Consider the following 14,884-nt stretch of genomic DNA (forward strand, 5'->3'; position numbering starts at 1 on the left):
CTCGGCGAGTCGACGTCGGCTACATGCGGCCTGCCGCCGTGGCCGACAGCGGAGGCGCGAGGAAGAAACTCGGGATCCCGCGAGGCGAAGCGCCAGCGTTTGTCGCCGTCGAGTCCTGCCGCCCTGCGGCAGGCGCCTCGTCCTGTCCCTGCGTGGGCTTCTTGATGCTGCCGGTCTCGATGGTCGGGGAGACGTCGTTGAACACCGCCTGGGTCCCCTTTTTCACCATCCCGGCCAGGTCCTTCACGTCCCAGTTCGTCAGACGAACGCAGCCATGCGAGAAGGTCTTGCCGATGCGGCTCGGCTCGGCCGTGCCATGGATGCCGTAGCTGGGAATGGAGAGGTCGATCCAGACCGCGCCGACCGGGCTGTTCGGGCCGGCCGCCACCGTGAACGGCTCCGTCGCCTTCACGCCCTTGAAGGCGTATTTCGGATCGTAGTGGTAGATGGGATCCTTCGCGACGCCTGTGATCTTGAAGTCGCCCGTGGGCGCCGGCTTGTCATTGCTGCCGATCGTCGCCGGGTAGGACGCAACGAGGCGGCCGTCGTCCGAGAAGGCGCGCAACACGCGCTGATCCTTGTCGATCTCGACGCGTGTCACCTTGGCGGCGTTCCCCTCCCGCGTGACGTCCGGCACCAGCAACGTGTCCCCATCCTTCTTGAAGCTTTCGCGGGGATTGAGCTGCGACAGAAGGGGCTCGTCGACATGGAAGCGCTCCGCGAACATTTCACGGGGCGTGCGATAGGCCAGCTTCTTCAGCTTCGCCTGCTCTTCCAGCTTGGACGGGATCTTCTTGATGAAGGGGCCTTTCAGGTCAGCCTTCTTGATCTCGTATTCAGTCATCACGGGTTTTTGGTCCTGGTTCAGCGCGTCCCAGGTCGCCTGATCCAACTTGCCGCTGACCGGAAGGCCCCTCGCCTCCTGGAACGCCGCGAGCGCCTTGTGGAAATTGTCGCCGTCCTTCCCGTCGATGGCGCCCGGCGAGAAGCGCTGGCGATCGAGCAGCACCTGCGCCTTCAGGTAGCCAGGGTCCACCTTGGCGGGCGCCTTCGCGTGCTTGCCCCGAGCGGGCTGAGCCTCGCGGGGCATCGGGGCGTTGTTGATGGTGTCCGCATCGAGCTTGGGCGCGTGCGTCTTGGCCTGCGCCGTGCAGGGCAAGGCGGCGACGCCCACGAGCAGAGCTAAGGCCAGCCTCTTCATTCTGAATCTCCAAAGCAAATGGGCGATGGCGCCCTTGCTTTGACAATGCCTTAGGTGGGCCCGTGTTCCCGGACACGCTCTCGCTACTGGCAGATGCGGTAGCCGTTCTTCCGGCCCCGCAAGTCCAGGTGAAGATGATCGGCATGTTCGGGGTTGGCTCCGGGACCCAGGACGGTGGTGAAATAACCGCAGGCGCCGGTCCGCACCTCGCCCGCGAAACGTCCGTCCGGCCCCTCGGGGTCCGCCTTCCCGATCGTGACCGAGCCGCGCTTGAAAAAGTCGAACCCGACGACGTCGACGCCATTCGCGAAGGCGTGTTCGCTGAGCTTGGCGCCTTGCTGATGATTTTGGGTGCGGCATTGATAGGACGTGCCGATCGCGATCCGGCGCGGAGCCGCGCTCAGGTCCTTTTCCGCAGCGGCCGTCACCACGTCCCGGGACCAGAGCGCCAGCGCCTCTGCGGCCGCGCAGGTCAGGGTGACCGGCGGCGAGACTTCGACGCCATCGGGCAAACCGCTCACTTCAAGCGGCTTCGAGGCCCCGCAGGCTCCCTCCTCGATGGGAGGGCGTTCCTTGGCGCGGACGCCCAAGCGGGCGAGGCGCTCCTCGCAGCCCGCGTCATCGTCCTGCTCCGCGATGTTCCGTTGCACCCTAGGGGCCGTCGAAGCTTCGCCGGATCCGAGGCCAGGCGGCCGATCAGGCGGCAGAGGAACTGCGCTGATGGAGCTGGTTTCTGGAGAGTAGCCGAATTCGGGCGGCCGTTCGGGCGGGAGCGGCGATCCGGAGTCCGGACTGTGGTCCGCGGCCGCGTCGGCCGGCCTTTCGGGCGGCAACGGCGCGCTGCGCTCGGCCGCCGCGGCGGGAGCGGACGCGAGAAGAACACAAAGGATGGCGCGTAGCATGGGCACGGCTGATCAACGCCGCGCCCACGCCAAGGTTCGCGCGCTAGCGAACCGATCAGCTCGGATCGTTAGCCGCCGCGGTGTAAGCCGGGTCGCCGAAGGCGGTGACTCCCGTGTAGCGCGCCAGGCGCATGCCGATCATGGAGTCGATCGAGTCATAGACCTGCGCGACGCTGAGCGGGCGTAGCCGACGCCCCTTGCGGGCGTAGAAGATCGTCTTGTTGGCGCGCGCCGCGGCGGGGAACTCTCTCGCGGCGGCGAGACCGGGCTTGTTGCGCTGAAGCTCCAGCAGCGTGGCTGCGTCCTGCGGGCCGAGGAAGTGCGTCAGGTAGAGTTCGGCGGGCTTGAGGTCGCGACCGATGCGGAACGCGACCTGGGCGCGATCGCGCTTCATCAACTCGCTCGCCATCACAGCCGCGATGTACGGGTCGCGGCGCAGGTCGAGGATGCGCTCGCGCAACTCCGGATCCTTGACGGTCGGCTTGTCGCCCGTCGTGTCGATCGAGGACGCCTCGAACGCCAGGCCGTGCCGCGCGCCGTAGTCGTGCACCACCTCGAGCCAGGTGGACTCGATGAACTGGAAGAGCCCTTCCGCGGAGGATGAAGAAGCGCGCACCTCGGGGCGGAAGCTCGACTCCTTGTCGGCCAGCGCCATCAGGTAGACCGGGTCCACCTCGGCCTGCTCGGCCGCGCGCAGCATGGTCATGACCATCTTGCGTGGCACGTTCAGCTTGCCGAACTGCAGCTTTTCTTCCGGAGCTTCGATCGGCGCAGCCGCCTCGCCCTCTGGAGCCGAAACCGTGGGGCCTTCGCTCGTGTCTGCGTCGCCAGGCAGCTCAAAAATGCGCCCGGTCAATGCGCGTTCCGCAAAACCAGGCACGCTATGGGCGATCGCGATGGCGATGGCCGGCAGCTTGTCCTTGTCGAACTCCTGGGCGGGCACAAAGGCTACTGACGGCGCGGTCGCGACCGCAGGCACGATGCCCGACAGCACGGTGCCGGCGACCACGGCCAGGCACCAGCGCGCCGCCTTCGCGGCTTTTGTTTTTCCGGGGAACATGAGCGTTTTCCCCGCGTTGTCGGCAGGACGATCGGCGCTCTGGAACGCCGGCGTTGCAGCGACTTGACCTCGCATACTCACTCCGCGCAGCCCTGCGTCTTCGGAGACGTGGTCGTACACGTCATTGGAAGGCGCGACACAATGCTTCTGGGAGCACGGAAGATCGCTTCCGCGCCCATCGCCGCTCGTCCGCGGCCGTCTTGGTTAATGGCTCATTGACGGGCGGATGTGGCTGGAATGCGGCGCGGGCTCACGCGTGCGTGATCTTACGGAAGTGCGGATTGCCGCTGAGACGGAGTTCGCCGTCTTTGGACGCGACATGCGATAAGCTTAAGCGGGCGAGATGGGCCGACCTGCTGGCCTTTCGGCGTAGAACACCGGCCCTCCGGCCGCGAGTGTGCTGCATTGGCCACACTGATCAGCATTCATTGCTCAAGATGAACCACCTGCGCGCAAGTGCGCGCATTCTTCTACTTAGCTCGGAAGCGAAAGCTTCTCTGTTGACTTATCAATGATGGAGCGCGCGCTGCAACTGCGCCTTCGACATCCGCGAGCGGCCCGGAATATCGCGCTTGCGAGCCTCGGCGTAGAGTTCGGACTTGGTCCGGCCGCCGTCACCAGTGATCTTCCGCTGCGCCGTCTTGCCCTCCTTCTCCGCCATCGCGGTTTCACCACGACGTTCCTTCTGCTTCGTCCGCGCGAGCGCCTTGGCGTTCTTTTTCGGGCTCTCCCTGTTGCTGGCGCCGGCCTCGTGAAGGGCGATCGCGATCGCCTGCTTGGGGTTCTTCACCTTGCGGCCGCCGCGCTGCTCGAGTTCGCCGTGCTTGAACTCATGCATCACGCGCTCAACCGTCTTCTTCTGCCCTTCGCTTTCTTTTGGCATGGGAACCTCCACTCGTTGCGACGACAACGCCAGCAGGAGTTGCAGGTTCACTCTTGCGCTCAGGGCCGGCGCGCCTCATTGACAGCGCTCAGGTCCGGTCGCGACGACAGGCGACAGGGCGACAAAGGCAGGGTGGAGACGCACGATGCAGCTCGGAATGGTCGGCTTGGGTCGCATGGGCGCCAACATCGTGCGCCGGCTCATGCGGAGCGGGCATCAATGCGTGGTGTTCGACCGCAATCCCGAGCCGGGCAAGGCGCTCGCCGCTGAAGGCGCCATAGCCGCCGCCGACCTCGCCGGCCTGGTGGCGGGGCTCCAGGCCCCCCGCCATGTCTGGCTGATGCTGCCGGCCGGGGCGATCACGGAGGCCGCCATCCAGGAGCTCGCCGGATTGCTCGCCCCCGGCGATGTGATCATCGACGGCGGCAACGCCTTCTGGAAGGACGACATTCGCCGCGCCGGCGAACTCCGTGACAAGGACATCGCCTACCTCGACGTCGGCACCAGCGGCGGCGTCTGGGGGCTCGAGCGCGGCTACTGCCTGATGATCGGCGGCCCCAAGGACGTCGTGGAGCGCATGGATCCCATCTTCGCCGCCCTCGCTCCCGGGCTCGGCGACATTCCCCGGACGCCCGGACGGGAAGGCCGCGACGACCGCGTCGAGCAGGGTTACCTTCACGCCGGGCCGAATGGAGCCGGCCACTTCGTCAAGATGATCCACAACGGCATCGAATACGGGATGATGCAGGCCATCGCCGAGGGCTTCGACATTCTGCGCCACGCCGACAGCGACCAATTGCCTCCAGAGCATCGGATGACCCTGGATGTGGCCGAGATCGCCGAGGTCTGGCGCCGCGGCAGCGTGATCACGTCCTGGTTGCTGGACCTCACCGCCACGGCGCTGGCGGCCGACGAAACCCTGTCCGGATACTCGGGCTATGTGGAAGACTCCGGCGAGGGCCGCTGGACCGTGCAGGCCGCGGTCGAGGAGGCCGTGCCGGCCGAGGTCCTCACCGCAGCGCTCTATACCCGCTTCCGTTCCCGGCAGGACCATACCTTCGCAGAGAAGGTGCTCTCGGCCATGCGCAAGGGCTTCGGCGGCCATGTCGAGCCAAAGAAAGGCCCCGCCGCGTGACCGTGTCGTCCATGAAACCCGTCCAGGACCAGGCTTTAGCGCTCGTCATCATGGGCGTCGCCGGAGCCGGCAAGACCACGACGGCGCAGAACCTCTCCCGCGAACTCGGCTGGCCCTATCGGGACGCCGACGAATTCCATCCGCCAGCCAACGTCGCGAAGATGAGCCGGGGCAAGGCGCTCACGGACGAGGACAGGTGGCCCTGGCTGCAGGCCATCGCGTCATGGATGGACGAAAAGCTCGCCGCCGGCCAGAGCTGCATTGTGACCTGCTCGGCCCTGAAGCGCGCCTATCGGGACGTGCTAGTCGGAGGCCGCGCGGGCGTGCGCATCATTCACCTCGTGGGCAGCCGCGAGTTGATCGGCGGGCGCATGGCGGCGCGCAAGGACCACTTCATGCCGACCAGCCTGCTCGACAGCCAGTTCGCCACGCTCGAGCAGCCAGCCGACGAGGAGCATGTCCTGAACATCTCCGTGGCGCAGACCCCGGCCGCCGTGGTTCGCGAGATCGTCGCCAGACTGGGCCTGGAAGGCTGAACTCCCGACCCGCCGAGCGGGTGGGAGTTCGCAGACGTCCTCACGCCGCCTTGCGCGTCTCAGCGATGCGCGTGAGGTCCCGCAGGATCCGCGTGGCGCCCTTGAGCCGCTCGTCCAAGTCGTCGAAATCCCGGATGAAGACGATCTTCATATCCGGGCGCACCTTGGCGAGCGAGCCCTGCTCCCCAACGAAGCGCACGAGCCCTTCCGGATTGGCGAAGGCGTTGTCGCGGAAGCTGAGGATGAGCCCCTTCGGGCCGGCGTCGACCTTCTCCACATTGGCGCGGCGGCACAGCGCCTTGATGGCGACGATCTGCAGCAGCTGCTTCACCTCTTCAGGCAGCGGGCCGAAGCGGTCGATCATCTCGGCCCCGAAGCCCTCGATTTCGCCGTCCGTCTCCAGCATGGACAGCCGCTTGTAGAGCCCCAGCCGCAGGTGCAGGTCCGGGACGTAGTGCTCGGGGATCATGACCGGCGCGCCCATGGTGATGGACGGCGACCACTGGGTCTCGGTGGCGTCCTCGTCGCTGATGCCGGCCTTCAGTTGCGCGACCGCCTCCTCCAGCATCTGCTGGTAGAGCTCGTACCCCACCTCCTTGATGTGGCCCGACTGCTCGTCGCCCAGGAGGTTTCCGGCGCCGCGGATGTCGAGGTCGTGGCTCGCCAGCTGGAAGCCCGCGCCCAGGGTGTCCAGCGATTGCAGCACCTTTAGCCGGCGCTCCGCCTGGACCGTGAGGGTGCGGTTCGCCGGAACGGTGAAGAGCGCGTAGGCGCGCGTCTTGCCGCGGCCCACACGTCCACGCAGCTGATAGAGCTGGCCGAGCCCGAACATGTCGGCCCTGTGCACGATCATGGTGTTCGCCGTCGGGATGTCGAGGCCGGACTCCACGATAGCCGTCGAGAGGAGGATATCGTACTTGCCCTCGTAAAAGGCTGTCATGACGTCCTCGAGCTCTGTCGCGGCCATCTGCCCATGGGCAACGGCGACCTTCGCTTCCGGCACCTCCGCGGCCAGGAAGGCGCGCGCTTCGGCGATGTCCTCGATACGCGGGCAGACGTAGAAGCTCTGTCCGCCGCGATACCGTTCCCGCAGAAGCGCCTCCCGGACGATCAGCGGATCGAACGGCGTCACGAAAGTGCGCACCGCCAGCCGGTCCACCGGCGGGGTGGCGATGATGGAGAGCTCGCGCACGCCGGTGAGGGCCAGCTGCAGGGTGCGCGGGATCGGCGTGGCGGACAGCGTCAGGACATGGACCTCGGCGCGCAGGTCCTTCAGGCGCTCCTTGTGGGCCACGCCGAAGTGCTGCTCTTCGTCCACGATCAGGAGCGAGAGATCCTTGAACTGGATGCCCTTGCCGAGCAGCGCATGCGTGCCGACCACGATGTCGACCGTTCCGTCCGCAAGCCCCGCTTTCACGGCCTTCATCTCGGCTGCCGGCACGAAGCGGGACGCCTGGGCGACCTTGATCGGGAGCCCATGGAACCGCTGCGAGAAGGTCTTGAAATGCTGGCGGGCCAGGAGGGTCGTGGGCACCACGACGGCGACCTGCCGCCCGGCCATCGCCGCCGCAAAAGCCGCGCGCAGCGCCACCTCGGTCTTGCCGAAGCCGACGTCGCCGCAGATGAGCCGGTCCATCGGCCTGCCCGAGCCGAGGTCATCCAGCACGGAGTCGATGGCGTTCTGCTGGTCCTCGGTCTCTTCGTAGGGGAAGCGGGCCGCGAACTCGTCGTAGACCCCATCCGGGGGCGCCAGCTTGGGCGCCTCCTTGAGGGCGCGGGCCGCCGCGATCTTGATGAGCGCGTGCGCCATTTCGCGGATGCGCTGCTTGAGCTTGGCCTTGCGGGCCTGCCACGCCCCTCCACCCAGGCGGTCGAGCGCGACTTCCGTGTCCTCCGAACCGTAGCGCGACAGGAGTTCGATATTTTCGACTGGCAGGAAGAGCTTGTCGCCGCCCGCGTAGTGAATCTCCAGGCAGTCATGCGGGGCTCCGGCGGCATCGATCGACTTCAAGCCGACGAAGCGCCCGATGCCGTGGTCGACATGCACCACGAGGTCGCCTTGGGTCAGGCTGCCGACCTCGGCCAGCATGTCCTGCGGCCGCTTGGCGCGGCGCGCCTTGCGGACGAGGCGATCGCCAAGAATGTCCTGCTCGGCGACGACCGCGAGGTCCTCCGCCTCGAAGCCCGCCTCCATGCCCCAGACCGCCAAGCTCGCTACGTTGCGCGGATGCGCCAGGGCGTGCGCGAGCACCTGGACCGAAACGGCGCCCTTGAGCCCGTGGTCGGAGAGCACGTGCGCCAGTCGCTCGCGGGAGCCATCCGACCAGGCGGAGAGGATCACGCGCTTGCCGCCCTGCTGAAGCGCCCGAATATGGGCTACAGCCGCGTCGAACACGTTGGCGCCCTCGCCTTCCTGGGCGCGCTCCGCCGCAAAGCTGCGGCCCTGTCGAGCGCCGAGGTCGACCACGGTACGGCCAGCGCCTTCCGGCTGGGCGAAGGGCGTCAGCCTCCCTACCGCCGCCGCGCCCAGGCGTTCGGCCCACTCCTCGGGTGCGAGATAGAGCCTGTCGGGTGGAAGCGGCTTGTATGGGGCGCCTGGCTGGCCGCCCTTGTCCAGCACGGTCTTGCGGGCGTCGTAATAGTCCTGGATCTGCGCCAGGCGCTCCCCTGCGGCGTCGTCCACGTTGTGATCCAGAACGAGGGGCGCGCCGGCGATGTAGTCGAAGAGGGTGTCCAGCCGCTCGTGGAACAGCGGCAGCCAGTGCTCCAGGCCGGGGTAGCGCCGGCCCTCGCTCACGGCCTCGTACAGCAGGTCGTCACGGGTCGCCGCGCCGAAAAGCGACACGTAGTTCTGGCGGAAGCGCTTGATGTTCTCGGTGGTGAGTTGCACCTCGCTCATTGGCACGAGGTCGAGCGACCGCAACTGTCCCGTGGTCCGCTGGGTCTCGGGGTCGAACGCCCGGATCGATTCCAGCGTGTCCCCGAAGAAGTCGAGGCGCACCGGCGCTGGCAGGCCTGGAGCATAGAGATCCACGATGCCGCCCCGCACCGCGTATTCGCCCGTCTCGCGCACGGTGGACGTGCGCAGGAATCCATTGGTCTCGAGCCATCCGGCGAGCGCGGTCGTGTCCACCATATTGCCCGGCGCAGCCGAGAAGCTTTCGGTGGCGACCTTCCGACGCTCGGGCGCGCGCTGCAGGATGGAGTTGACGGTGGTGGTCAGGATGCGGGGCTTGTCCTCTCCCGAGCGGGACTTCGCGAGCCGGGCCAGCACGGTCATGCGCTTAGCCGCGATGGCGGCGTTCGGCGACACGCGGTCGTAGGGCTGGCAGTCCCAGGCTGGGAGGGACAGGATTTCGATATCCGGTGCGACGAAGCCCAGGCCTGTTTCCAGCATGGCCTGGCGCTGCCCGTCCCGGGCCACGAAAACGAGAACGGCCGGCCGTTCCGACCCCTTTCGCGCCAGGGTTCGCGCCAGATCCGCAACCACAAGCGCGTCAAAGCCGTCCGGCACGGACGAGAGCGTCACGCTTTGACCGCCGCCAAGGAGGTCCGCGATCCGGTCGTTGGAACGTTGAGGCTTTGCCATGGGAAACCGCTGCCGCCAAATGCAAACAATCCCGGACCCCGTTTCGGGGCCCAGGTTCAAAGCTAAGGAGCGCTCGCTACCGCATCCGCTCCGGCGAGGCAAATAGGGCGCTGGGGCGCACGCGCCAGATCACCCGCCGGGCGATACAGGTCCAAACGCCTCAGACGAGCACGACGTGCACATGGCACGTGGGCTTCTTGCCCCAGGCCTCGCCGACGGCCGCGCGCACCGCTCGCTCGATGGCGTTCTCGACGAGGTCCGGATCACGACGCCGCTGGCGCGGCAGGCTCTGGAGCACGGAGACGATGGCCTCGTCGATCACGTCCTCGAACGGCTCGCCGTTGCGCGTCTTCTGGGGAAGCCCGGTGATCTCGAAGCCGGGATCGCCGACCAGGTCTCCCCGCCCGTCCAGAGCCAGCGCCACGGACACCACACCGGCGAATGCAAGCCGCCTGCGTTCCTGGACGGTGGACTCGCCGGCGCTGATCAGCAACTCCCCATCCTTGAACAACCGCCCGTACGGCACCTCGTCGATGATCCCCGCCCTATCCGGACCGAGAAGGATCATGTCGCCGTCCTTGGCGACGACGACCTCCTCCACGCCCAGGGACCGAGCGAGCTTGGCGTGCTCATGTAGATGCAGCGGCTCGCCATGGACCGGAACAGCCACCTTTGGCCGCACCCAGGAATACATGCGCTCGAGCTCGCCCCGGCGGGGATGGCCGGACACATGCACGAGGTGGGTCCTGTCGGTGATGATCTCGACGCCCTGACGGATCAGGTTGTTCACGATGCGCCCGACCGCCTTCTCGTTGCCCGGAATGGTGCGGGACGACAGGATCACCAGGTCGCCCGAGGCCAGCGCGACATCCGGGTGCTGGTCTTCCGCCACGCGCGCCAGCGCGGCGCGGGGCTCGCCCTGGCTACCCGTCAACAGAGCCACGACCTTGTCCCTCGGGAGATAGCCGTAAGCGTCCGCCCCCCGGAACGGGGGCAGGCCATCGAGGTAACCCAGCTCGGTCGCGACCTGGATCACGCGATCCATGGCCCGCCCGATCGCGATGCACTCCCGCCCATTCGCGGCCGCGGCCTCCGCCACTGCGCGGATGCGGGCCACGTTCGAGGCGAAGGTGGTGACGGCGACGCGGTTCTTGGCTTCCGCGATGATCTGCTTCAGCGAAGCCGCCACGTCCGCTTCCGAGGGACTTTCCCCCCCGCGCACGACGTTGGTGGAATCGCAGATCAGGGCCAGCACGCCCTCGTCGCCGATTTCGCGCAGGCGCTTCTCGTCGGTGATCCAACTGGCCCCCGGCGTCGGGTCGATTTTCCAGTCGCCGGTGTGGATGACCGTCCCGGCCGGCGTCCGAATGGCGAGGGCGCAGGACTCCGGAATGGAGTGCGCCATGCCGACGATCTCGATCTCAAAGGGGCCGAGTTGGACGCGGCCGCCCCGCTCCATGACGTTCATCGGGATCTTGCGGCCGCTCTGCTCGTTGAAGCGCCGCACTTCGAGCAGGTCCGCAGCGAAGCGCGTAGCGTAGACCGGCGCCTGCAGGCGCGGCCACAAATCCGCTAGCGCGCCGATATGGTCCTCATGCGCGTGCGTGATGATCACGCCCAGGAGATCGCGCTGATTGGCTTCGAGAAATCGCAAGTCGGGCATCAGCAGATCGATGCCCGGCAGGTCGTCGCCCGCAAAAGCGACCCCGCAGTCCACCATGATCCACTTGCGCCGGCCCTTGGGGCCGAACCCATACAGGGCGGCGTTCATGCCGATCTCGCCCAATCCGCCCAGCGGCACGAAGACGAGTTCGTCGTCGCCCAACGCCATCAGTTCACGCTCCAATTCGAGGATTGTCGTTCAAACCGGCCAGGAAGACGTCTCCGGCCTCGATCGCGACCCTACGGCCACCTTCATCCAGCAGCAAACGCCCACCCGGATCCAGATCGACGAAGACGCCCCGCCTGTCCCCTTCTGGACGCCGCACCGTGATCGTCTCGCCAAGCCCGCCGGCGCGGTCGAGCCAGTCACGCCGAATGGCGCCGAAGGCCTCGCCGCCCGCCCAGCGCTTGAATGTGAGCGCCAGTGAATCCGAAAGGGAAGCGAACAGGGGCGCTACGCCGACCGGCAAGCCTGCCGCTCCGAGATCCGTGGCCGGATAGGGCGTTTCAGCCGGATGATGGGCGGCGTTGACGCCGATGCCGATCACGACGGCCAGTTCGTCCCCGAGCAGCGAGCCCTCGACCAGAACGCCGGCCAGCTTGGCCCTATCCAGCAGAAGGTCGTTTGGCCACTTCAAGGCGAGCCGGCCCGGGGGGAGCCCGGTCACCCCAGAGAGGGCTCGGTGCAACGCGACCGCCGCGACGAACCCAAGTTGCGGAGCGACCGAGGGAGCACAGGGAGACCGCAGCAGAAGGCTGGCGTAGAGGTTTCCCTTTGGCGAGACCCAGCGACGGCCGCTGCGCCCCCTGCCCTGCTCCTGGGCCTGGGCCGTGATCCAGAGCCGCCCAGGATCCCCGGCCCTGGCCCGCGCCATGGCCTCGTCGTTGGTCGACCCGAGCGTCGCGAAACTCTCGAGCCTATAGCCTTCCGCCTGCGCCGCCGGGCCGAGCTTCACGTCAGAACAGCGACTTGGCGGCCGCCGTCGCGGCCGTCACGAGCGGAGCCGGCCAAAGCCAGAACAGCAGGATAAAGGCGCCGGACAGTCCCGAAACCACCTTCAGAACGGGCGTCATCGGGTCGAACGCTTCCGCCGGCTCATCGAAGTACATCACCTTGACGATGCGCAGGTAGTAGAACGTGCTGACCACGGACGTGAGAACACCGATGACAGCCAACGTATAAAGGTTGGCATGCACGGCCGCGGCGAAGACGTACCACTTGGCGAAGAAGCCCGCGAGCGGCGGGATGCCGGCCAGCGAGAACATCAGCATGGCGAACACGAACGCCGTCGCCGGCGCCGTGCGGCCCAGGCCGGCGAGATCGTCGATGTTCTCGACGTAGACGTCCTTGCGCTTCATGGCGAGGATCACGGCGAAGCAGCCGAGCGTCATCACCAGGTAGATCGCCATGTAGATGGCGACGCCCTGGACGCCTTCGGTCGTGCCCGCGGCGAGCCCCACGAGGGCGAAGCCCATGTGGCCGATCGACGAATAGGCCATCAGTCGCTTGATGTTGCGCTGCCCGATCGCCGCAAAGGCGCCAAGGCCCATGGAGGCGATCGACACGAAGACGATGATCTGCTGCCACTGCGTCAGGATGCCGGGGAAGGCCGTGATGACGACACGCACCGCAAGCGCCATGGCGGCCATCTTGGGAGCCGCCGCGAAGAAAGCGGTGACCGGAGTCGGCGCGCCTTCGTAGACGTCAGGGGTCCACATGTGGAACGGGACCGCCGAGATCTTGAAGCAAAGGCCCGCCATCACGAACACCAGCCCGAAGATCACGCCGGTCGAGTTGTGGTCCTTCAGCGCGGTGGCGATGCCGCCGAACGACACGGAGCCGGTGAAGCCATAGATCAGCGACGCGCCGTAGAGCAGCATGCCGGAGGAAAGGGCGCCGAGCACGAAGTACTTGAGGCCCGCCTCCGTCGCCCGGACGTTGTCGCGATGGATCGCGGCCACGACATAAAGCGCCAGGCTCATTAGTTCCAGACCGAGATACAGCGCGATGAGGTCCCCGGCCGAGATCATCATCATCATGCCCAGCGTCGAGAGCACGATAAGAATGGCGTACTCGAACCGATCGACGCGCTCACCGCGCCAGAAGTCGATCGACATCACGAGCGCCACGCCGGAGCCGACGAGCGCCGCGATCTTCATGAAGCGCGCGAAGTCGTCCTGCACGAAGGAGCCGTTGAAGGTCACGGCCTTGCCCGTGCGCACGAACACCAGCGCGCCGACCAGGATGATCAGGGCCAGAGCCAAGCCGGTGATCAGGCCGACGGAGCGCTCCCCGCGAATGGCGCCGATCAGCACCAGCACGAGCGCGCCCGCGGCGAGGACGATCTCCGGCAGCGCGAGGCCGAAGGCCGGAACGGCAGCGGTCAATCCAGGCATCGAACGGTCCTCAGTGCGCCGCGGAGGCGATCTTGGCAGCGCCCGCGAGCGCGGTCTGCGTGGTCTTCAACAATGCGTCGGTGGATGCGGCGAAGGCGTCGAGCACGGGGGCCGGATGCACGCCGTAGTAGATCGTCAGCAGGACCAGCGGAACCAGCAGGCCGACCTCGCGAGGCGTGAGGTCGAGAATGCCCTTCAGGCTCGGCTTCTCGAACGGACCGAACATGACGCGGGCGTAAAGCCAAAGCGCATAAGCGGCAGACAGGATCACGCCCGTTGTGGCGAAGAACGCCACCCAGGTATTGGCCCGGAAGGCGCCCAGCAGCGTCAGGAACTCGCCGACGAAGCCAGACGTGCCCGGCAGGCCCACATTGGCCATGGTGAACACCATGAGCGCCACCGCGTATTTCGGCATCGGCTCCGTCAGACCGCCATAGGCCGCGATCTCGCGGGTGTGCATGCGGTCGTAGATCACGCCCACGCAAAGGAAGAGCGCGCCCGACACGATGCCGTGGCTGACCATCTGGAACATGGCGCCCTGGATGCCCTGGGGCGTGAGGGTGAACAGGCCCATGGTTACGAAGCCCATATGCGCCACCGACGAGTAGGCGATGAGCTTCTTCATGTCCTCCTGCATCAGCGCGACCAGCGACGTGTAGACGATCGCGATCACCGACAGGGCGAACATGAACGGCGCGAAGTAGTGGGACGCATCCGGGAACATCGGGATCGAGAACCGGATGAAACCGTAGCCGCCCATCTTCAGCAGGATGGCGGCCAGGATCACCGAACCCGCCGTCGGCGCCTCCACGTGAGCGTCAGGCAGCCAGGTGTGCACCGGCCACATCGGCATCTTCACCGCGAAAGACGCGAAGAAGGCCAGCCACAGCCAGAACTGCATGCCATGCGGGAACTTGTGCGCAAGCAGCGTCGGGATATCCGTCGTGCCGGCGTCCCAGTACATCGCCATGATGGCGACCAGCATCAGCAGCGACCCGAGCAGGGTGTAGAGGAAGAACTTGAAGCTCGCGTAGATGCGCCGCTTGCCACCCCAGATGCCTATGATCAGGAACATCGGGATGAGGCCAGCCTCGAAGAACAGGTAGAAGAGCACGAGGTCCAGGGCGGCGAAGACGCCGATCATCAGCGACTCGAGCACCAGGAACGCGATGAAGTACTCCTTCACGCGTTTCTCGACCGAGATCCACGACGCCACGATGCAGAACGGCATCAGAAACGTCGTGAGCATGATGAACGGCATGGAGAAGCCGTCCACGCCCAGCTTGAACTTGATCGTCTCGGAGAGCCACGCGCCCTCCTCGACCAACTGGAACGTCGGGTTCCCCGCGTCGAAGCGTCCCCAGGCGACCAGCGACAACAGGAAGGTGACGACCGTCGCGATCAGAGAGATCCAGCGGATGTTCCTCTGGCCCGCCTCCGTGTCGCCCCGGGTCATCAGGACGAACAGCGCGCCGGCCAGCGGCAGGACGAGCAGGCCCGTGAGCAGGTGGGACATCAT

General features: G+C 66.7%; 11 protein-coding genes. 2 read left to right on the forward strand and 9 right to left on the reverse strand.

The genetic code is table 11. From position 1 onward, the window contains the following. Positions 1–19: 19 nt before the first annotated feature. The 4 genes from SLNSH_RS03610 to SLNSH_RS03625 form a co-directional block, all read right to left on the reverse strand. Positions 20–1,201, reverse strand: a complete 1,182-nt coding sequence (locus SLNSH_RS03610) for a L,D-transpeptidase family protein (protein ID WP_106335295.1) — start codon at positions 1,199–1,201, stop codon at positions 20–22. Between the two features lie 83 nt (positions 1,202–1,284). After that, positions 1,285–2,103, reverse strand: a complete 819-nt coding sequence (locus tag SLNSH_RS25550) for an extensin-like domain-containing protein (protein WP_106335296.1) — start codon at positions 2,101–2,103, stop codon at positions 1,285–1,287. Positions 2,104–2,158: 55 nt separating this feature from the next. Continuing rightward, positions 2,159–3,163, reverse strand: a complete 1,005-nt coding sequence (locus SLNSH_RS03620) for a transglycosylase SLT domain-containing protein (protein ID WP_158266662.1) — start codon at positions 3,161–3,163, stop codon at positions 2,159–2,161. 508 nt (positions 3,164–3,671) lie between these two features. Then, positions 3,672–4,097: a DUF6496 domain-containing protein gene (locus SLNSH_RS03625; RefSeq protein ID WP_245422027.1), complete on the reverse strand. Its 426-nt coding sequence runs from the start codon at positions 4,095–4,097 to the stop codon at positions 3,672–3,674. Positions 4,098–4,191: 94 nt separating this feature from the next. Between SLNSH_RS03625 and gnd the strand changes: the two genes are divergently transcribed. Both gnd and SLNSH_RS03635 read left to right on the forward strand, forming a co-directional pair. Continuing rightward, positions 4,192–5,181 (forward strand): phosphogluconate dehydrogenase (NAD(+)-dependent, decarboxylating), encoded by a 990-nt coding sequence (gnd, locus tag SLNSH_RS03630; protein ID WP_106335299.1) that lies wholly within the window; start codon positions 4,192–4,194, stop codon positions 5,179–5,181. An 11-nt stretch (positions 5,182–5,192) separates the two neighbouring features. Further along, on the forward strand, positions 5,193–5,717 hold the full coding sequence (locus SLNSH_RS03635; RefSeq protein ID WP_210202476.1) for a gluconokinase: 525 nt from the start codon (positions 5,193–5,195) through the stop codon (positions 5,715–5,717). A 40-nt stretch (positions 5,718–5,757) separates the two neighbouring features. On the opposite strand, the gene mfd is transcribed toward SLNSH_RS03635, so the two are convergent. The 5 genes from mfd to SLNSH_RS03660 all read right to left on the reverse strand — a co-directional run bounded on the left by mfd (position 5,758) and on the right by SLNSH_RS03660 (position 14,884). Continuing rightward, positions 5,758–9,306: a transcription-repair coupling factor gene (gene mfd, locus SLNSH_RS03640; RefSeq protein WP_106335300.1), complete on the reverse strand. Its 3,549-nt coding sequence runs from the start codon at positions 9,304–9,306 to the stop codon at positions 5,758–5,760. A 160-nt stretch (positions 9,307–9,466) separates the two neighbouring features. Then, positions 9,467–11,137 (reverse strand): ribonuclease J, encoded by a 1,671-nt coding sequence (locus SLNSH_RS03645; protein ID WP_106335301.1) that lies wholly within the window; start codon positions 11,135–11,137, stop codon positions 9,467–9,469. 4 nt (positions 11,138–11,141) lie between these two features. Next, on the reverse strand, positions 11,142–11,924 hold the full coding sequence (locus SLNSH_RS03650) for a biotin--[acetyl-CoA-carboxylase] ligase (RefSeq protein WP_245422029.1): 783 nt from the start codon (positions 11,922–11,924) through the stop codon (positions 11,142–11,144). A gap of 1 nt (position 11,925) precedes the next feature. Then, positions 11,926–13,365, reverse strand: coding sequence for an NADH-quinone oxidoreductase subunit NuoN (nuoN, locus tag SLNSH_RS03655; protein WP_106335302.1), 1,440 nt, complete (start codon positions 13,363–13,365; stop codon positions 11,926–11,928). 10 nt (positions 13,366–13,375) lie between these two features. Continuing rightward, the gene (locus SLNSH_RS03660) at positions 13,376–14,884 is read right to left on the reverse strand and encodes an NADH-quinone oxidoreductase subunit M (protein ID WP_106335303.1); all 1,509 of its coding nucleotides are present in this window, start codon (positions 14,882–14,884) and stop codon (positions 13,376–13,378) included.

The sequence above is a fragment of the Alsobacter soli genome, assembly GCF_003004785.1.
GTDB lineage: Bacteria > Pseudomonadota > Alphaproteobacteria > Rhizobiales > Beijerinckiaceae > Alsobacter > Alsobacter soli.